This window comes from Pseudoalteromonas sp. SaAl2 (assembly GCF_052947895.1).
Map to the genome: position 1 here is coordinate 1,738,376 of NZ_CM129605.1, position 20,036 is coordinate 1,758,411.

Below are 20,036 nucleotides of genomic sequence, written 5' to 3' on the forward strand. Positions count from 1 at the left end.
TAAATATTGGCAGCAATTAAATAACACTTTGTTTATATAATGTGTTCACACTGCCTTAAAACCCCATATTTGTGTATAAACGCAAATATTTAAAAACGAATATAACCGTCAACCTGCTTACCTTGTAAGCCTACAGGAGAATTTGATGCTTAGACGCACAAAAATAGTCGCTACCCTTGGACCTGCAACCGATCGTGATAACAACCTAGAAAAAATAATCCGTGCTGGTGCAAACGTAGTGCGTTTGAACTTCTCACATGGCGTAGCCCAAGATCATAAAGACCGAGCACAAGCTGTTCGTGATATCGCAAAAAATTTAGGCAAGCACATCGCAATTTTAGCCGATTTACAAGGCCCCAAAATTCGTGTCTCTACCTTCAAAGAAGGTAAAGTAACTTTAGATGTAGGTGCTAAGTTTATCCTTGATGCAAAAATGGAAAAAGGTGAAGGCGATGTTAATGCCGTTGGTATCGACTATAAAGAATTGCCGCAAGATGTATCACCTGGCGATCTACTTTTATTAAACGATGGCTTAATTCAATTAACAGTAGAAAGTGTTGAAGGCCACCTCGTACATACTTCGGTTACCGTTGGCGGCGTTTTATCGAATAATAAAGGTATCAACCGTTTAGGTGGTGGTTTAACAGCCCCTGCATTTACTGAAAAAGATAAAGAAGATTTACTTACAGCCGCTGAAATCGATGTTGATTACATCGCCGTATCATTCCCACGCAGTGGTGATGACATGCGTTATGTACGCTCACTTGCTGAAGCTGCTGGTTCTAAAGCACAATTACTAGCTAAAATTGAACGAGCTGAAGCGGTTGAAACCGTTGAAGCCGTTGATGACATCGTACTTGCTTCAGATGCAGTTATGGTTGCACGTGGTGATTTAGGGGTTGAAATCGGTGATGCCGCGCTTATGGGTAAACAAAAGCTGATTATTCGTCGTGCACGTTCGTTAAACCGAACGGTCGTTACTGCAACTCAAATGATGGAATCAATGATTGATAATCCAATGCCAACGCGTGCTGAGGTTATGGATGTTGCCAATGCGGTACTCGATGGCACTGATGCGGTAATGCTTTCAGCTGAAACTGCTGCCGGTGATTACCCTGAAGAAACCGTTGCAACAATGGCACGTGTTTGTTTAGGTGCTGAATCACAAAAAGAGACACATGTATCTAAACACCGTTTAGACAGCCGTTTTTCTTCAAACGCTGAGTCAATCGCATTATCTGCAATGTACGCTGCTAATCACTTAGATTCAGTAAAAGCAATTGTTACATTAACTGAATCAGGCAGCACAGCTAAGCTTATGTCACGTATTAGCTCTGGCTTACCAATTTTCTCACTGTCTCGTCATGCAAGTACATTAGGACAAACGGCACTGTACCGTGGTGTTTACCCTGTGTTTTTTGACTCAACACAATGTGAAAAAGATAACATGGTAAAAGATGCGCTAAATACGTTAGTGACTGCCGGTTCATTAAAATCAGGTGACACAGTGATCATCACTCATGGTGATGCAATGGAAACTGTAGGTGCAACTAACACCATGAAAATAGTAACAGTGGCTTAATTAGCCACTTCAACTATTAGTTCAAATAAAAAAACGCGAGCACATAAATGCTCGCGTTTTTAATTAACTAAAAGTCGCGTTATAAACTAACTTGCTTTGAGCAATACTAACTTGCTAATGCAGCTTTTACCTTATCACGATAACTTCGGCTCACTTTTAGCTCTTGCCCGTTATCTAACACTAACAGATACTCACCACTTACTTGAGTGACCAATTTACTGATTTGCTTTGTATTAACAATGGCACTGCGGTGAACCCGCACAAATAATTGTGGATCTAACTCTTGCTCTAGCTCTTTCATGGTTTTGCGTAATATATGAGTCTGCCCGTCTTGACAGTGCAAACACATATAATCGCCTGCTGCATCAACCCATTGAATAGTCGCTACGGGAACACGGATAATTTCCCCCTGCTCTTTTACAGCTAATGACTCTGGGTAACGCTTATCTGATAAGGTATCCCCGGTGGCTAATTTTTTTAAGATCTCTTCGCAATTATTACCGGTTATTCCCGCTACAAAACTCGCTAATTTCTTTTTATGGGCGTTGTCTTGTTGCGTTTTTAAATAGGTATGCACTTTTTCTACCGCCTGTTTTAGTCTGTTGTCATCGACTGGTTTAAGAATATAATCTAAAGCATGTATTTCAAATGCTTTGACCGCGAACTGATCAAATGCCGTAACAAAGACAATAGCAGGTAATGCTCTAACACTTTCACTGAGTGCGCGTGCAACCTCAAAACCATTCATACCTGGCATTTGAATATCTAAAAAAACTAAATCTATTTGCCCTGCTTGGCATTCATCAATCGCTTCTTGGCCTGAACTGCACAGCTTAACGACTTCTATCTCGTCAAACTCTTCAAGCCTTACCGCTAAACCTCTACGGGCTAACGGTTCATCATCGACAATCAGGGTTTTAATCTTGCTCATTTCTTAACAGCCTTTTCAAACGGAACGCGCAGATTCACTTTTAATCCACTTGGCGTATTGTGTGATAACACAAACGAATAGTTATTCTCATACAAGGTTTTCAAACGGTCTTTGGTGTTTGCAACACCCACACCCTGTGAATTAACCAATTGACCATTGAGTAACTCCGTACCTGGTCCATTATCGCCTACTTCCAATAATAGTTCATTAGCAAAAACTTGTGCTTTGATGTCAATTTCACCGCCCTCAGATAAGTGAGCTATGGCATATTTAATTGCATTTTCGATGATCGGTTGCAATATCAAACTTGGCACCAATGCATTCTTTGCTTCATCGCTGATATCTATATTCACTTTCAAACGTTCATCAAAACGTACTCGCTCTATCTCTAGATACAGCATTAGCGCATGTAATTCTTGCTCGAGGGGGACTTTTTTAATCGGATCAGTATTAAGTGTATAACGTAAAAAGTCACTCAATTTTGATACCATCAAGTTGGCATCTTTATTTTCTTTGACCAATATAAGTGTAGATATAGCATTGAGCGTATTAAACAAAAAGTGAGGATTAAGCTGATAGCGCAGCATTTTTAATTGTGCTTCGTGGGCCATTGTGGTGGCTTTTAATGCTTTTTGGCGCTCACTTTGTAATAACTGATAATATTTAATGCCAAAATATAAACCGCTCCAACACAAAATGATGTAAACCGAGTCAAGCCCTTGTTGGAAATAATAAAACCACTCATTGGGTCTATAGCCATGGCGGTATATTTCCCATAAGTTAAACTTTTGCACAACCGCCCATAATGTACCGGTAACATAAGACGCACTAAATACCACTAACATGAGTATCCAAGGCGATGCATTCCATGCCTTGCGATACATATAACGAAGTGGCACAGTCATTAAACAACCCGCGTACGCATTTAGCAAAATAACAAAAACGTATATATCGCGCATTTCAAATACTTTGGAGCCAATGTAATTTACCAGCGCATAACCAATCCAACCGGCTACTTGTAATAGCCAGAAAAAACGTTGACGGTTATCGACTAATGATTGCCAATTCAAAATTTATCTTTACCTCAATTATTTGTAATTATTATATCGGTTTAGCAAGGTGATGATCACTACTTCTTGTCTTGCTTTTCAAGAGGCTTACCGCAAAAAAATTTTCTTTCAGGCACAAAAAAAAGGAGCCTAAGGCTCCTTTTCACTACTTATATGTAAAGCTTAAGCTGCCGCTAGGCCTTCTTTTGCTTTTGCAACAAGCGCTGCGAATGCAACTTGGTCATAAACAGCGATATCTGCAAGGATCTTACGATCGATTTCTACAGAAGTCTTTTTAAGACCATTGATAAAACGGCTGTAAGACAGACCATTTTGACGTGAAGCAGCATTGATACGTGCAATCCATAATTGACGGAAAGTACGTTTCTTAGCACGACGGTCACGGTAAGCGTATTGACCCGCTTTAGTAACAGCCTGGAAAGCTACGCGGTAAACACGTGAACGTGCTCCGTAGTAACCTTTTGCTTGTTTTAAAACTTTTTTGTGACGTGCACGTGCGACAACGCCGCGTTTAACTCTTGCCATTTCTAAAAACCCCTATTAAGCGAATGGTAACATACGTGAAACTAGACCATGGTCATTTTTATGAACCATCATCTTAGGACGTAGGTGTAACTTACGCTTAGAAGTTTTCTTAGTCAGAATATGACGAAGATGCGCTTGTTTACGCTTGAAACCGCCAGAAGCAGTTTTCTTGAAACGCTTAGCAGCGCCTCTGTGACTTTTTAGCTTATAAGCCATTGCAATAACTCCAAATGTATTGCTTTAAAATTAGTAAGCAGGCGTGAGATATATTGCTATAGCTCCACTTTTAGGCCTAACTTACTGCCATATTCCGGTGAAAACCCAACATAAATGCTGCAGTTTTACTTTAAAACCGGTTAACTCAGGTGAATACTTGCATATTACTTGTAGACCTGAGCTAAATTCGGTGCGTATTCTAGCTCGTTTATTACTTTTTAGCAATAGGAGACATCATCATAACCATTTGACGTCCCTCAACACGATTTGGGAAAGACTCAACTTGTGCAAGTTCTTCTAAATCAGCTTTAATACGGTTTAGTAGTTCGATACCAATTTCTTGGTGCGCCATTTCACGGCCACGGAAACGAATAGTGATTTTAGCTTTATCACCCGCTTCTAAGAACTTACGTAAGTTACGAAGCTTAACCTGATAATCACCTTCATCCGTACCCGGACGGAATTTGATTTCTTTTATCTGGATTTGCTTTTGTTTCTTCTTCTGTTCTTTTAGTTCTTTGCTTTTTTCAAAGATGAACTTACCGTAATCCATGACCTTACACACAGGCGGCTCAGCATTTGGGCTGATCTCTACTAGATCAACACCTGCTTCATCAGCCATAGCTTGCGCATCTCTTAATGTTTGAATGCCAGCTTGCTCGCCGTCGATGTCGATTAAACGAACTTCTTTAGCTGTAATTTCATCGTTGATACGATTTTTTTGAGCTGTTTGTTGCCCTTTCTTGCCGCCTCTAATGGTACGTTCCTCCAAGAATATCAAATAATAAGTGTGCAGTTAGCAGTTGTGTTAATGCCCTGCACACCGGATTTTTATTGTCGATTTTTAATTTCTTCACTAATTTTAGCGACGAAATCATCAACGTTAAATTTGCCCAAGTCTTCACCTGTGCGGGTACGTACTGCTACTTCTTGTTGTTCAACTTCTTTATCGCCAACAACAAGTAAGTAAGGAATACGTTTTAATGTATGTTCTCGGATTTTAAAGCCAATCTTCTCATTTCTCAAGTCAGCAGCGGCTCTAATTCCAAGTTTATTTAATTTTTTGTACAATTTCGTGCACATAATCCGCTTGTTTATCGGTGATATTCATAATCACCACTTGCTTAGGCGCAAGCCACGTTGGGAATAAACCTGCATATTCTTCGGTCAAAATACCAATAAAGCGTTCAATTGACCCTAAAATAGCACGGTGAATCATTACTGGTGTGCGACGTTCGTTGTTTTCAGCAACATAGGTAGCACCTAAACGACCCGGTAATGCAAAATCTAGTTGCACTGTACCACACTGCCACGCTCTGTCTAAGCAATCGTACAAAGTAAATTCAATTTTAGGACCGTAGAAGGCACCTTCACCCGGTAAATAATCAAATTCGATGTCATTTGCTTTAAGTGCATCAGCCAGCGCTTGTTCGGCTTTATCCCAAATTTCGTCTTCGCCGATACGCTTTTCAGGGCGTGTCGAAAGCTTAACAACTATTTTTTCAAAGCCAAACGTTTCGTACGTGTCGTAAACCATTTTAATACATGATGATACTTCATCCATCACTTGGTCTTCTGTACAGAAAACGTGGGCATCATCTTGGGTAAAACCACGAACACGCATTAGTCCGTGTAATGCGCCTGACGGTTCATTACGGTGACAACAACCAAACTCAGCCATACGAAGTGGTAAATCGCGGTAAGATTTTAAACCTTGATTAAAAATCTGCACATGACCTGGGCAGTTCATTGGCTTGATTGCATACTCACGCTTTTCAGACTCAGTGGTAAACATCGCATCTGAATATTTATCCCAGTGACCTGATTTTTCCCATAACGAGCGGTCCATCATCATTGGACCTTTTACTTCTTCGTACTGGTACTCACGTAGTTTTTCACGTACAAACTCTTCAAGCTCACGGTAAATGCTCCAACCATCGTTGTGCCAAAATACCATGCCTGGCGCTTCTTCTTGCCAGTGCCATAAATCAAGTGCTTTACCAATACGACGGTGATCACGTTTTTCAGCTTCTTCTAAGCGTTTTAAATACGCTTTGAGTTGTTTTTTATCGCCCCAAGCGGTGCCATAAATACGTTGTAGCATTTTGTTTTCTGAATCACCACGCCAATAAGCACCCGCCACTTTCATAATTTTGAAGTGTTGGCAGAATTTCATATTTGGTACGTGAGGGCCACGGCACATATCAACATATTCTTCATGATGATACAGACCTGGGCGGTCATCTTTGCCGATATTCTCGTCTAAGATTTCAATTTTGTATGTTTCGCCGCGCGCTTCAAATGCATCGCGCGCTTCTTGCCAGCTGACGGTTTTTTTCACTACGTCGTAGTTTGTTTTAGCAAGTTGTAACATGCGCTTTTCAATGGCATCTAAGTCTTCTTGACTTAGTGAGTGTTCCATATCGATATCATAGTAAAAACCATTATCGATTGTTGGGCCAATTGCCATTTTTGCTTCAGGGAATAACTGTTTAACAGCATGACCTATTAAGTGAGCACATGAGTGACGAATGATCTCTAACCCATCGTCGTCTTTAGCGGTTATAATTTCTAAGCGTGAATCTTCAGAAATTAAATCGCATGCATCAACACGGTCGCCATTAACACGACCAGCAATGGTCGCTTTAGCAAGGCCTGGGCCGATATCATTTGCTACATCAAGAGTACTAACGGGGTTTTCAAAACTACGCTGACTGCCGTCAGGGAGGGTAATAACTGGCATTATAAATCCTTTGTACAGTGGTGACGCCTACAATGCATCACATGTATTTAAATAAATTAAAAATAAGTAACTCCACAACGCTTTTACGAATAAGCATTGTTATCGTTAACCATTTACGGTTAATGCACCTGTTGAGTCTTGCTAAGTGCAGCACTATTGTCGCGCCTGAAACAATGAAATACAAGTATTTAACCCGACAAATTGACAAATAAGCCGCGCATTTCATACTTAGACTAATTTTTGCTGTGAGAAATCATTATGAGTCGTCAAAAATCGATACGCATCGCCAGCCTCAATTTACTAAACTTTGCAGCCCCACCCTATTCTTTTTACCAATTACATGAACGCTATAACGCAACACAATGGCGGCAAAAACAAACGTTTATAAGTGATTTTTTAAGTAACAGTCAGGCTGATATTGTGGCTTTTCAAGAAGTATTCAGTATTAAACCATTGGAAACCTTATGCAAAGAGCACGGCTACAATTATTTTACCACCGTAGCAACACCTAAAAGCGATAACCTTTACCCACAAGTATTATTTAATCCTGTAGTCGCTATTGCAGCAAGGTTCCCAATGCAACAATGCCAAGCTCTTAGCCCTTGTCCTGAGCTGCTCGAATACCTTAATAATCAAAATGAATTTAAATTTAATCGCACACCCATAAAATGCTATGTTGAACTAAAAGGACTTGGCAAAGTGTACTTTTATGTGGTGCACTTTAAATCACAACGGGTCAATTCCATGGCCCATATGTTAAACATCCACAACCAAGATGACCCTTTACTCAATTTATTACAGCAAACAGTTGGGATGATGCAATCGCAAATTTCCCGCTCACTAGAGGCATCAATTATCTATTACGATGCTCTTAAAACCCAACGAGAGCAAAACTGTGCAACAATCGTGATTGGTGACTTTAATGACTCTATAGATAGCCCTGCTCTATCATTTATGACACAAGGCTTTCATCCTATCAGTTGCGAGCCATGTAAAGAGTTAGCACAACCGATTGTAGGCTTAACTGATGCATTTAATTTAAGTGAGCAACATCGGCAAAACAAAGCCCGAGCACCGAGCCACTATTATCGTGGCAGAGCAAACGTACTTGATTACATTCTGTTATCTGGTCACTTTAATACCCACTGTGCGTTATCAAATATAACTTCATTAAACTATTTAAGTTTTAACGACCACTTAAAACCAGATCAAATGGCTGAAGATATTTGCTCAAGCGACCACGGTGGAATTGGCATCGAAATCATTTATTAAATGCACTGCTTTTAATAAAGTTAATTGATATAATGACAGTAACTAGATTTTTAGAGAAAAACCAATGAGAACATGCGGTGTAGAAATAACAGGTAGCGACGTACTCCTGTGTATTTTAAGTAAAGACAACGACGTATTTGATATTCGCGATGTACGCCAAACACGCTTTACCCTTGGTAATGGCAATGACACAGAGATCATGCGTAAATTTCAGTTTGATTTTGCTAAATTAATGCAAGATTATCAAATTGATTCTGTCGCCATTCGTGAACGCCAGCCAAAAGGTAAGTTCGCAGGTAGTGCAAAAGGCTTCAAAATGGAAACTGCCATCCAGCTAATTGAAAACCTTGACGTTCAAGTGTTTAGCCCGACCACAATTAAAGAGCAGCTTAAACGTAACCCTGTGCCAATTGATTTTGAAGATACCGGCCTTAAAAAATATCAGGAAAATGCATTTATTAATGCCTATGTTTATATTATGCGTAAAACATACCGCAGTGATGATGTATAAAAAATAGCTAAATATTTTTTTCAAGCTACCCATTAAAACGCGAGAGAATAAGCCACTTACAGAGTGTTTTGTTCCTCGCGTTTTTTATTTTTAACAAATAATAATTGAGACATTGGTCTTAACTGACTTTTATTTGTCGACAATTTGTGCTTTTCTAACATTGTACACTCTCACACAATGACATGGAGCACACACATGCAAGTAAGTAAAGTCGCCACTGAATCTGGCTCAGTTACACAGAACAGTTTACCGTTACAACACAGCTACTATAAAGGATCACAGTCGTCTCCTTTAATTAATCAAACAATTGGTGACTATCTTGATAGCATTGTCGACAATAACCCAGATCACCCAGCCATAATTGTAAGCCATCAGAATGTTCGACTCAGCTATAAAGAATACCAACAGCAAATTAATCAGTTAGCACAAGGTTTACTGGCTTTAGGTGTGAAACCTGGCGACAGAGTTGGTATTTGGTCTCCTAACAACCTTGAATGGTCTTTAACCCAGTTTGCTACAGCTAAAATTGGCGCAATCATGGTGTGCATCAACCCGGCATTTCGACCGAACGAATTACAATATGCGCTCAATACAGTCGAGTGTTCTACGCTTATTACGGCGTCCAGTTTTAAAGCAAGCAATTACCTTGCAATGCTTAACGAACTCATCCCTGAGCTTGAAAACACCGACGCCGGAAAAACAAATAGCCATAACCTGCCTCATCTTAAAAATATAATTCGTATTGGCAACGAGTCAGCGCCGGGTATGTTCAGTTTTGCAGATGTTTTATCAATGCCTAACTCTACGCATAAATATGAACTAGACGCCATTGCAGCCACTCTTAATGCAGATCAGGATATCAATATACAATTTACATCAGGCACAACAGGTAACCCTAAAGGAGCCACGCTCACGCACAAAAATATTCTTAACAATGGTTTTTTAATGGCCGAGGCGATGAAGCTAACAGCAAAAGACAAACTTTGTATCCCAGTGCCTTTGTATCACTGCTTTGGTATGGTGTTGGGTAATTTAGTGTGTATTAGTAAAGGGGCCACCGCAGTCTTTCCAAGTGACTCATTTGATGCAAAAACCACACTCGATATTGTTGAAAAAGAACGCTGCACAGCACTGCATGGTGTGCCAACTATGTTTATTGCAGAACTTGAGCATAAAGACTTCGCTAATTACGACCTGTCTAGCTTACGCACTGGTATTATGGCTGGGTCAACCTGCCCTGAGCAGGTCATGCGTAAAGTACACACATTAATGCATATGAAAGAGGTAGTGATTGGCTATGGTCAAACAGAATGTAGCCCTATAAACAATGTCACCGAAACAGACTCTCCGATAGAAAAACAAGTAAGTACAGTAGGTCGCGCCTTAGCCCACACTGAAGTTAAAATTATTAATGAAGTCGGTGAAATTCAAAAAATAGGCCTCCCTGGTGAAGTATGTAGTAGAGGCGCAGGAATTATGCGTTGCTACTGGAACGATGAAGAGAAAACAGCAACGACTATTGATAATGAAGGCTGGTTACACTCTGGCGATCTAGGGGTTATGGATGAAGAAGGCTTTGTAACCATTGTAGGGCGAATTAAAGACATGATTATTCGCGGCGGTGAAAACATTTACCCACGGGAAATCGAGGAAGTACTCTATACGTACCCTGGCATACAAGATGCCGCTATATTTGGTATTAGTGATGAAAAATATGGTGAGGAAGTCTGTGCCTGGATCCAACCAAGTGAAGGAGCAGTACTCAATGAGGAAGCGATTCGTTTGTTTTTAAAAGACAAACTTGCCTACTTCAAAATCCCCAAGCATATCCGCTTTGTTGATGAGTACCCAATGACAGTAACCGGAAAACTACAAAAATTTAAAATGCGCGAGCAAATGCAACAAGACATAAAAGAAACTGCTTTTTCTTAAGAATGCCCTGCTAGATTAGGCATTAGGGTCATATAATTATTTCAGCCTTTTATGCTTTATAGAGGAGCTTTAATTAGCTCCTCAAATTTTTACATTCGACACTCTATACAAAGCGTTTAACCAGAGAATAGCGCTATACCAAAGCCTAATAAAATCGGTATAGTGGTAACTACCATTTCTTCTATTAAATGTTAAAACCAAATACAAAAAGTATAACGCCCATATATATCGCTATTGCGCAGATAGCTTCTTTAGAGAGCTCGCAAGCACATAAATCACAGGTGCCTTCAAATACGCCATAAAGAACTTTACCAAGACCACCAGTAAAGCGGTAATTATTTAAATCCACATTTCCATTTTCATCACTGAGCAAACGCAAATAACCAAAAAGAATACTAAGGCATGCTAAAATAAGAATAACTAATCTGAACGTTTCCATAAACTGACCACCAACAAATGATAACTAGCTAATAAGACACAGTACTTACATAGATAAACCACCTCACGACTTTAGCATGATCAACTATTGCAAACACACTAGATATTTATAGCTCAATTAGTCCTCGTTTTTTTCAACTCAAAAAGTTATCGCTTCTGAGCTTATTATTTCTAAGCTAAATGGCTAAGCCTGATTTAAAACTGTTCCATGGGCTGTTGAACAAAACCCCAAGTTTCGTCATCGATTTGCTTAAAGCCAATTTTAGTTAACAACTGTATAGATTTGCAGTTGGCAGCTGCGACACGAGCAAAAATTGTCGTAATTGGGGTTTCCAACCAATTTGTGTATACCAGCTTATTGATCAGGTTAATTAAAACCTCATACATATAGCCTTGATTCCAATGTTGGTGCGATAATTCAAAACCTAACCAGGCTTGTGCATCACCTATATCGTAAAAACCAACACTGCCCATGAGACAATCATCTAAATTATTTAAAATAGCTAAACGTAAGCCTGTTTGATTGTAATAACTTGATATGTCATTTTGGATCATTTGCTTAACCTCCTCTCTGCTAAGAGGCAACGCGTAATCGTTATATTGTGCGACTTGGGGTTGTGTTAAAATAGCCAAAAGTGCTGGAGCATGTTTGTGGGCAATTAAACTAAGAGAGACTCGTTCTAAAAGTACAGGGTTTTGCATAGTAAAAGGGTTAATAAACTTTATCAAAGCTAATTATTACCTTAAGATAGCCAACTAACAAGTATTAAGGTAACTGCCATGAGTGAAGAATTTAAAGTTATTCAACCAACAACAACTGTATACTGTCCAAAAAGAGGTGAAGGCTGGACCCTAACTGGCATTACCAGTATCGACGAATTCACTTCGGTGATGTTTGACGGTGTACGTTACACCCTCCCCGCAAGAGAAATTATTGAAGTACTGTTACCAAACCAAGCAGCAAGGGAACTCAACAAAACTTCTAACTAGTTCACTGAGCACATATTGCGACATTAACTGTCGTGTAACAAAGATTAACCACCGTGTAATTTCACTCATTTTTCTACCCCAATATGCGCTTTGGATACACAACCAATACTCTTGGTTAATAATCAGCGAAAAGATTCCTTCCCTTTTGTTTAAAGGTAAATTGTGGTTTTATTAATACCTTAATCAGTGTTTAGACACATATCGCTAACCAAATAAGTGATCACCATGACAACAATAAATACCCACAGCGTAGTAATTGTAAGTGCGGTACGTACCGCCATCGGTAGCTTTGGCGGCAGTCTTAAAAATTTCACGCCTGCTGAACTAGGCACCCTATGCGCAAAAGAAGCCATAACCAGATCTCAACTCTCACCAGATAAAATTGGTGCTTGTATTGTGGGTAAAGTGATCCACAATGGGCCAAAGGACGCGTATCTCTCAAGAGTTATAGGTTTAGATGCAGGGCTACCAATTAGCAGCCATGCAGTTACGCTAAATCGCTTATGTGGCTCTGGCTTGGAGGCTATAATACAAGCTGCGCAGCAAATTCAATTGGGAGATGTAGATGCTGCTTTAGCAGGTGGTGCAGAAAGCATGAGTAGCTCAAGTTATACCCTGACCAGCAATCGCTGGGGGCAAAAAATGGGTGACAGTATAATGATTGATGAGCTCACAACCACATTACAAGACCCCTTGGGATAACAACCCAATGGGCATAACCGCTGAAAACATTGCCGATAGATACACCATAACGCGTGAACAACAGGACGAATACGCCGCACAAAGCCATCATAAAGCCGCTAAAGCCATTAGCGCAGGATACTTTGAAGAGCAAATTATGCCTGTAGAAATAAAAACACGCAAAGGAACGCACTTTTTTGATACCGACGAGCACGTACGCGCCGATACCTCATGTGAAAAGCTCGCCACACTAAAACCGTACTTCAAACATGATGGCACAGTGACCGCCGCTACCTCATCAGGCATAAATGATGGCGCAGCCATGTTGGTACTGATGTCGGAGAAAAAAGCCATTCAACAAGGTTTAAATCCACTTGGGCGTTTCATCGGTTATGCCAGAGCAGGCGTTGATCCAACTTTAATGGGCATAGGCCCTATTCCTGCGGTACAACAAGTAATGGCAAAAACAGGCTTAACTATTGAGCAAATGGATGTCATTGAATCAAATGAGGCCTTTGCAGCGCAAGCGCTTTGCGTAGCTAACGAGCTTGATTTTCCTGCTGATAAAGTAAACCCAAATGGCGGTGCAATTGCACTTGGCCACCCAGTTGGTGCAACCGGGGCTATTTTATCTACCAAATGCCTATACGAACTTAAACGTACTAATGGTAAATATGGGTTAGTTACTATGTGCATAGGTGGTGGCCAAGGAATAGCCGCTATTTTTGAAGCATTCTAAATAATTAGCCAATTATAACTTCATTATTGTGTCACTTTTGAGCCAACAGCGTGAAATGATGGCTCATAAAGTTGTCGCTTTAATTTGAAGCCTAGCTTTAGCTCTGCAGTTTATCTATTGAGTATATTCACACGTAAGTTTGACCAGTTCTGGTAAGTACCGACAGAATATAACAGACCGATAAATAAACATATTGTTGAACTGACTAGCCAAAAAACAATGCTATTTTCGGGGAACATAGGCATTAATATAATAAATGAAACACCACGTAAAATATAAATAGAGGAAATAAGAACTAAAGCGGTTCTAACAAGTGGAAGTTTACCGATAACCCTTGCGCCAGATAACCCGTAAACAGACCAAGTAAAAAGGATTAAAACTAATACGGATGTAACGATGGCTGGATATGATTCACCTGCTTCTGCCATTTTAGCCATTTGCTCACCCGCACCAAAAAAACGGTACCAATCACCACCAAATATAATGCACCCCAAATGAGCTAAAGCAGCAATTGCACTAAAGAAAGCGCCAAACATAAGTGGTTTATTAATATTTGAATCCATCAAAATACGTCCTGTATATGCCTAACAAGCTGGTAGAATAACTCGTTTTTTAATTTATTTTTATTGATGGATTAACCATAGCCGAGTTCCTATTTTGATTCAATCGACAACTGACTTTTACATAAAATATAAAAAGAGGATTTGCTGTTGTTTTAATGGGTGTTTTGGAAGGTATAACAGGTGTTTGAGTGGCTTATTTGGAGAGGTAGGATAAGAATATGCTACTGGCGGCAGTGGCGCTCTCTATTAAGGAATAGCCCGCACCAAAGTACGCAGTTTAATGAAATTGGGTGTTAGCGAACGACTCGCCATAGCCTGTGGTATCACTAGCACCAAAAGTAGGCGCTAGGAAGCGAGGGCCCTTGTCGAAGTTCAAAAACAAAAAGTATTAACATTGCGCTAGGCAATGACTATCTAGCATCACAAGGTTTAGTGTCATTGAGAGATATTTGGATCAGTATTCATTACGGGAGATGAACCGCCCATTGCATCTCCTATTAATAAAAAGCGCATAATGGGTGGTATGGGGGCTGGAGGAGACCTCCGGCTACCCGATTAGGCGATTGATTTTGCTACATAAATACACCAAACGCAATTGCTAACTTCACCCGCAGCAAATGTGAGAGTTTCACCTTTAGTTTTAATAAAGTAAGGAGTGATTTTATGACGTTGATCTGGATATTGAGGATGAGGCACTTCAAATGATGGTTCGTCCATGTCGTTCCAAGGATACTTCCAAATATTAATACCATTGATTTTTTTTAGTTTGGGATTCAAATCCAATATCGTGATACTGCCAACCATCCATGTAAATCACCTAACAACTTATTGAACACCACTTTGGGGGTTATAACACCCCAAAGTGGCATATATTACATGACTTAATAATTCCACTAAACAACTCCAATGTAAACAGGCAATTACGTATGTTATAAAATCACCGCTGCTAAAATACACCAAAACGACTTTTAATAATGTTATTGGACAAAACACCAAGTACTGTATAAATAACCAGCCTTGATAGGCATGCCATTTTTCGCTTATAGAACATCCAACTCATTGGCAAGAAATTTAGCTAGGTGGTTTTAATTTTTGCTGCTGTTGCTTATGATGTGCGTATTCCCTACCTTTTTAATATTCATTAAGGTTTTTTAAGTAATTTCACTAAGGATAAGTATGTCGAGCTATAACGAAACGCCAGAGCAAGTTGCACAGGCCACCGAGGGCTATGTGATGCAACAAACTATGTTGCGTATTAAAGATCCCAAACCATCACTTGAATTTTATGAAAACGTATTAGGTATGAAGCTACTAGGTAAATATGACTTCCCTGCGATGAAATTTACACTGTTTTTTTTTAGGCTACGAACAAGACATGCCAAAGGGTGATGATAAAGAAAAGACCGAGTGGGTATTTGGCCGCCCTGCACTTATTGAGCTTACTCATAATTGGGGCACTGAAAACGATGATAGCTTTACCGGCTATGTAAGTGGTAATGAAGAACCCAAAGGTTTTGGCCATATTGGCATTAGCGTACCTGACGTGTACGCAGCGTGTGAGCGCTTTGCCAAGTTTGATGTAGAATTTGTTAAAAAACCAGATGATGGCTCGATGAAAGGCTTAGCTTTTATAAAAGACCCTGACGGTTATTGGATTGAAATACTCTCGCCTGAAGGGATTACTGAAATCATTCAAGCACAATAGTCAGTTTTAAATATGAAAAGCCTGCTCATGCAGGCTTTTATCTATATTTTTTAAAGTATAAGCTTAACGACGAAGTGCGTCTATGCGTGCATCAAGCGGTGGGTGAGATGAAAATAGCTCTGCCATACCTTTACCGCTTGCAATACCAAAGGCCATCATTGAGCCTTGTAATTGCGATGGGTGGTTTTGCTTTAATCGCTCAAGCGCTGAGCGCATTTTATCTGCACCTACCAAATGCGCTGCACCGTTATCGGCTGCAAATTCACGTTTACGGCTGTAATGTGCCACAACTACACTCGCTAACACGCCAAATAACACTTGGAATAACATGTCGAATAAGAAGTAAGTCCAGCTACTGCCGCCCTCTTCTTCATCGCTATTAATAAAGTTATCAACAATACCTGCTAGTACTTTGGCGGCAAAAATAACAAAGGTATTAACCACACCTTGTATCAGCGTAAGGGTTACCATATCGCCATTAGCTACGTGCGATACTTCGTGGGCGAGTACAGCTTCGGCTTGGTCTTGGCTCATGTTATGTAACAAACCAGTACTTACCGCCACCAGCGAGTTGTTTTTACTTGGGCCTGTTGCAAATGCGTTCATCTCTGGGCTGTCGTATATGGCTACTTCAGGCATTTTTATACCGGCTTTTTTTGCTTGTTCAGCTACCGTATTTACTAGCCAATGTTCTGTTTCGTTGCGTGGTTGATCAATAACCTGCGCACCAGTTGATTTTTTAGCCATCCATTTCGACATATACAACGAAATAAACGAGCCACCAAAGCCAAATACCATTGCAATCAGTAAAATTCCACCTAGACTACGATGGCTTAAGCCCAGCACACTCATTATTATTGAAAGTACAACACCTAAAACCAACATAACCGCTAGGTTAGTTAATAAAAACAAAAATACACGTTTCATACATGTTCTCCAAAATAATATTTATTGCTGAGCGATTTAATCGTTGTTGATCGACCATAGCAATTACTGCGTAATGACAGATTATGTCACAACATCTGGGCTATTCTGTGACAAACTATGTCATAACGCAAGAGTTATTTATCACTTTATAAATAGATATTTTAGGTGGATTGAAGTTAGAAGTGATGAAAGCTAACTGCATGTTAGCTTTTATTTAAATTGAATTTTTTAGGCTGTTATTTATACCTGCCATCGCAACAGGAAATCCACGTTCTTTTTGCGAGTACTTGCGCAATGTGAGTTATTTCTTCATTACTACTTTGCTTTAAGTAAGGCCATTGATGATTGACTCGATGATGATTAATATCAGGTTCACTGCCAACTAAGCCTAGCTGTGTAAATTCAGCAACAATTTCATCTGCGGCTGTGAGCGTTGATGAAGCTTTTACATTTTCTGCACGAGCATAGCTTAAGTGCGAATATAAACTCACATCGGCTACTCGCAGTGTATCGTCTTCTCCTGGAATTTGCTGGCCACCAAACAGTGCATTATTTTGTATATTTGCGCTTTTAAACGCAGGAACAAACTCAGCCACGTAATCGATGGCTTTTTGACTGCGTGCTTTTAGTGCCGCTTCATCCCAGCCTTCACTAATATAATTTATGTATTTATGTGGCAGCTTAGGCTGTGCACTATTAGCGGGTGTTTCAACAAGACCATCGTTAAATAACGTTATGGCATTGGTCATACCGTGTATTTGATAATAGCCATTAGGGTATGGCGTCAACTGTGCCATGCCTTGAGGTGTGCCGCGGTTACCATAAATAATAATTTCTGGTATTTGTCCACCAGCACCCTGCCAATGAGAAATATACGACGCTTTAAACTCAACCATACGTTTAGTATCAACACCCACCATATCGTCGATTTCTCCGATTTGAAACCCACAGGCATTAATAAGGTAATCAACCTCAATGGTTTCACTGTTGTGGCTGTGATCTCTTTGGTATTCAATGTTCCACTTTATTGCTTGGTTTTTAGCACCTTCTTGTGGAATTACCTTTGTTACCTGTTTGACGTGAGTGTTTGTATGTATTGTTGCGCTATCATATTGTGCAAGCGCAAGTTGCGCACTGGCTGATAAACGAAATATATTCCAGCCATACTCTTGGGCAACAATAAGTGGGTATTTAACTTTGTTTAAGTCTAAGTGTTTTGCAACAGGGATCATCCATTGCTCAAGTGTTTTGGGCTCAGTGACTTGCTGCTTTTTTGACAGCGCAACCATTTGTTCGTAGCTGAAAAGCTGATAATAATCCTCAGGCTCACCGAGTACTTGGTTATTGCTATCTTGCTTTATCAGCTCTTTGTAAACCTGCGTAAGCTTATCTAATCGAGGGAGTAAATCATCTGGTGAGTCGTCATCTCGTGTTGGCACGGCAAATACTGTGGGGCGTACATCTATTGTGTAAGGGTAAAGGCGTAAAATATCTATACACTGTTTGAGTAATTCTATGCAGTCCTCATCAGGGATTTCGCGATATAAATTTCCCCCTGCATGTAAATGGCACATAGGCGGGCCATCAATCAGTGAACTTTTTTTCTCAAAAACAGTGGTATGAATACCCAATGCAGCTAATCTTATTGCTATTGTTGCCCCAGCAGTGCCTCCACCTAAAATACCCACCCGCATTTTAGGCATAGCTTTTGTGTGTGCTTGTAAATCGGCTTTTTCGTGCGTATTTTGAGCATGGCCTTGAATAAATGGGTGTGTCATGTTCGTTGTCGTTTCCGTAGTAACAATAGCAATGTAGTCATAGACTTAATATGTGTACTAAGGCAGGCTATTTCAAGATTTGCACTCCAGCATTTTGTCATTTAACACTTAAACATTGAGTGACAAGGTATTAAGTAAGGTTTTATATATTTGTAACTTAGGTGTTTGCTCACTATATGGGCAAATAGCAAGTATTGGGAACGGTAAACGTGCTTTAAGTGAATCCAGGTTTGCCTGGTATTGATCCATCGTCGGGTCTACCTGATTAGCAACCCAGCCTACGCAGTTTATCCCCAAACTTTGCATATGAGCAGCGGTCAATAATGCATGATTTAAGCACCCTAACTTCATACCAACCACTAATATAACCGGTAGTTGCTCAGCTTTAACCCAATCGTACAGATAATGGGTGTCATTAATTGGTAATGCCCAGCCACCAGCCCCTTCCGTAAGTAAATATTCTGCCCCTTGTTGCTTAAGGGTTGTATACGCACTACTAAGCTTATCAAGCGTGATTGTCACACCGACTTGCTCAGCTGCTATGTGCGGCGCTATTGGTGGAGCAAATGCAAAGGGGTTGATTACATCATATTTAGCACTCACTGTTGCGCTTTCCATCAGCATCAGTGCATCAGCATTGACCAGTTGATCAAAGGCCATTTCACACCCAGCTGCTAGCGGCTTGAAACCGATAGCATTTTTTTTATGCTGAGCAAGTAGTTTTAATAGCAAGCTGGTAACGTGGGTTTTACCTGCATCGGTATCAGTACCGGTGATAAAAAATTGTTTCATAAATTTGTTACTCTTTTTGTAAGCTCAACAACCCTACTTGGTAACTAACCGCAACCTGATTTGCTATCAATGGGTATTGTTCGCACACTTTTTTTAATGCTGACTTAGTCAGTAAACCTTGGCGTTTATTTTGACTGTGTAAGTGTGTTGCCCCAATTGCTTTAATTGATCGTAATGCATGTAAAGGACTTGGGTAAACGTCTTGGTAGCATTTTAGTTCTGCATTCTCAATAATAAAACCTGTATTTTCAACAAACTGCTTTATTTGTTCAAACGAATGAAATTCATTAACATGGGTTTGGTTATCAACAGCGCTAAACGCTGTTTTTATTTCGTTTAATGAACCATCGCACACGCAGCTTAAATATACCCGCCCACCCGGTTTTAATATTCGCATAACCTCATTAAGTAAATAGCCTAAATTAGCAGACCATTGCACAGCAAAGTTACTAAATAATGCATCAACTGATGAAGACTGAAAAGGCAAAGCATCCATATCGCCGCATACAGCAGTTTTATCTGCATTGCTTTGTTTTAACATAGCGATACTTAAATCAAATGGTAATACGTAATCAAAATGCTTATTGAGCTTTTACAAGATTAACCCCCGGCCCTGCACCTAAGTCTATACAGGTATGTGT

The 20,036-nt window shown here is 40.0% G+C and carries 18 protein-coding genes and 3 pseudogenes; 7 read left to right on the forward strand and 14 right to left on the reverse strand.

All coding sequences use genetic code 11. The features are described from left to right. The first annotated feature begins 145 nt into the window (after nt 1-145). Nucleotides 146-1,582, forward strand: coding sequence for a pyruvate kinase (pyk, locus tag ACU8V8_RS08445; protein WP_446889459.1), 1,437 nt, complete (start codon nt 146-148; stop codon nt 1,580-1,582). Nucleotides 1,583-1,688: 106 nt separating this feature from the next. On the opposite strand, the gene ACU8V8_RS08450 is transcribed toward pyk, so the two are convergent. The 6 genes and pseudogenes from ACU8V8_RS08450 to thrS all read right to left on the reverse strand — a co-directional run bounded on the left by ACU8V8_RS08450 (nt 1,689) and on the right by thrS (nt 7,067). Beyond that, nucleotides 1,689-2,513 carry a LytR/AlgR family response regulator transcription factor gene (locus tag ACU8V8_RS08450; RefSeq protein ID WP_290209013.1) on the reverse strand — a complete coding sequence of 275 codons (825 nt, stop codon included), beginning with the start codon at nt 2,511-2,513 and terminating at the stop codon, nt 1,689-1,691. Beyond that, on the reverse strand, nt 2,510-3,583 hold the full coding sequence (locus ACU8V8_RS08455; RefSeq protein ID WP_446889460.1) for a sensor histidine kinase: 1,074 nt from the start codon (nt 3,581-3,583) through the stop codon (nt 2,510-2,512). Before ACU8V8_RS08455 ends, ACU8V8_RS08450 begins: the two co-directional genes overlap by 4 nt. 162 nt (nt 3,584-3,745) lie before the next feature. Beyond that, nucleotides 3,746-4,108, reverse strand: coding sequence for a 50S ribosomal protein L20 (gene rplT, locus ACU8V8_RS08460; RefSeq protein WP_008110477.1), 363 nt, complete (start codon nt 4,106-4,108; stop codon nt 3,746-3,748). Nucleotides 4,109-4,123: 15 nt separating this feature from the next. After that, nucleotides 4,124-4,324: a 50S ribosomal protein L35 gene (gene rpmI, locus ACU8V8_RS08465; protein ID WP_004587840.1), complete on the reverse strand. Its 201-nt coding sequence runs from the start codon at nt 4,322-4,324 to the stop codon at nt 4,124-4,126. A 211-nt stretch (nt 4,325-4,535) separates the two neighbouring features. Then, nucleotides 4,536-5,096 (reverse strand): translation initiation factor IF-3, encoded by a 561-nt coding sequence (gene infC / locus ACU8V8_RS08470; RefSeq protein WP_087534172.1) that lies wholly within the window; start codon nt 5,094-5,096, stop codon nt 4,536-4,538. 59 nt (nt 5,097-5,155) lie between these two features. Continuing rightward, nucleotides 5,156-7,067 (reverse strand): annotated as a pseudogene (gene thrS, locus ACU8V8_RS08475) (threonine--tRNA ligase). Nucleotides 7,068-7,325: 258 nt separating this feature from the next. Between thrS and ACU8V8_RS08480 the strand changes: the two are divergent. From ACU8V8_RS08480 to ACU8V8_RS08490, 3 genes are all read left to right on the forward strand, one after another. Beyond that, nucleotides 7,326-8,339: an endonuclease/exonuclease/phosphatase family protein gene (locus tag ACU8V8_RS08480; protein ID WP_446889461.1), complete on the forward strand. Its 1,014-nt coding sequence runs from the start codon at nt 7,326-7,328 to the stop codon at nt 8,337-8,339. A gap of 64 nt (nt 8,340-8,403) precedes the next feature. Continuing rightward, nucleotides 8,404-8,850 carry a DUF3010 family protein gene (locus ACU8V8_RS08485; protein ID WP_087534174.1) on the forward strand — a complete coding sequence of 149 codons (447 nt, stop codon included), beginning with the start codon at nt 8,404-8,406 and terminating at the stop codon, nt 8,848-8,850. A 195-nt stretch (nt 8,851-9,045) separates the two neighbouring features. Further along, on the forward strand, nt 9,046-10,782 hold the full coding sequence (locus ACU8V8_RS08490) for an AMP-binding protein (protein WP_446889462.1): 1,737 nt from the start codon (nt 9,046-9,048) through the stop codon (nt 10,780-10,782). A gap of 184 nt (nt 10,783-10,966) precedes the next feature. Here ACU8V8_RS08490 and ACU8V8_RS08495 read toward each other — a convergent pair whose 3' ends face one another. Together ACU8V8_RS08495 and ACU8V8_RS08500 are read right to left on the reverse strand one after the other, a co-directional pair. Continuing rightward, a complete protein-coding gene (locus ACU8V8_RS08495) occupies nt 10,967-11,221 on the reverse strand; it encodes a MetJ regulator of methionine regulon (RefSeq protein WP_446889463.1) in 255 nt (84 codons plus the stop codon). Nucleotides 11,222-11,415: 194 nt separating this feature from the next. Next, nucleotides 11,416-11,949 carry a GNAT family N-acetyltransferase gene (locus ACU8V8_RS08500; RefSeq protein ID WP_446889464.1) on the reverse strand — a complete coding sequence of 178 codons (534 nt, stop codon included), beginning with the start codon at nt 11,947-11,949 and terminating at the stop codon, nt 11,416-11,418. Nucleotides 11,950-12,000: 51 nt separating this feature from the next. Between ACU8V8_RS08500 and ACU8V8_RS08505 the strand changes: the two genes are divergently transcribed. Then, nucleotides 12,001-12,210, forward strand: a complete 210-nt coding sequence (locus ACU8V8_RS08505; RefSeq protein WP_446889465.1) for a hypothetical protein — start codon at nt 12,001-12,003, stop codon at nt 12,208-12,210. 225 nt (nt 12,211-12,435) lie between these two features. Further along, nucleotides 12,436-13,630 (forward strand): annotated as a pseudogene (bktB, locus tag ACU8V8_RS08510) (beta-ketothiolase BktB). 110 nt (nt 13,631-13,740) lie between these two features. On the opposite strand, the gene ACU8V8_RS08515 reads toward bktB, so the two are convergent. Beyond that, nucleotides 13,741-14,193, reverse strand: a complete 453-nt coding sequence (locus tag ACU8V8_RS08515) for a hypothetical protein (RefSeq protein ID WP_446889466.1) — start codon at nt 14,191-14,193, stop codon at nt 13,741-13,743. A 555-nt stretch (nt 14,194-14,748) separates the two neighbouring features. After that, a complete protein-coding gene (locus ACU8V8_RS08520) occupies nt 14,749-14,910 on the reverse strand; it encodes a hypothetical protein (protein ID WP_446889467.1) in 162 nt (53 codons plus the stop codon). Between the two features lie 459 nt (nt 14,911-15,369). Here ACU8V8_RS08520 and gloA point away from each other — a divergent pair. Beyond that, nucleotides 15,370-15,898: pseudogene (gene gloA / locus ACU8V8_RS08525) on the forward strand (lactoylglutathione lyase). Nucleotides 15,899-15,961: 63 nt separating this feature from the next. Here the strand turns inward: gloA and htpX are convergent. The 4 genes from htpX to ACU8V8_RS08545 form a co-directional block, all read right to left on the reverse strand. Beyond that, nucleotides 15,962-16,825 (reverse strand): protease HtpX, encoded by an 864-nt coding sequence (gene htpX, locus ACU8V8_RS08530; protein ID WP_446889468.1) that lies wholly within the window; start codon nt 16,823-16,825, stop codon nt 15,962-15,964. A 236-nt stretch (nt 16,826-17,061) separates the two neighbouring features. Then, nucleotides 17,062-18,603, reverse strand: a complete 1,542-nt coding sequence (locus ACU8V8_RS08535; protein WP_446889469.1) for an FAD-dependent oxidoreductase — start codon at nt 18,601-18,603, stop codon at nt 17,062-17,064. Between the two features lie 108 nt (nt 18,604-18,711). Then, nucleotides 18,712-19,395: a dethiobiotin synthase gene (gene bioD, locus ACU8V8_RS08540; protein WP_446889470.1), complete on the reverse strand. Its 684-nt coding sequence runs from the start codon at nt 19,393-19,395 to the stop codon at nt 18,712-18,714. 7 nt (nt 19,396-19,402) lie between these two features. After that, nucleotides 19,403-19,936, reverse strand: coding sequence for a methyltransferase domain-containing protein (locus ACU8V8_RS08545; protein ID WP_446889471.1), 534 nt, complete (start codon nt 19,934-19,936; stop codon nt 19,403-19,405). Nucleotides 19,937-20,036 lie beyond the last annotated feature (100 nt).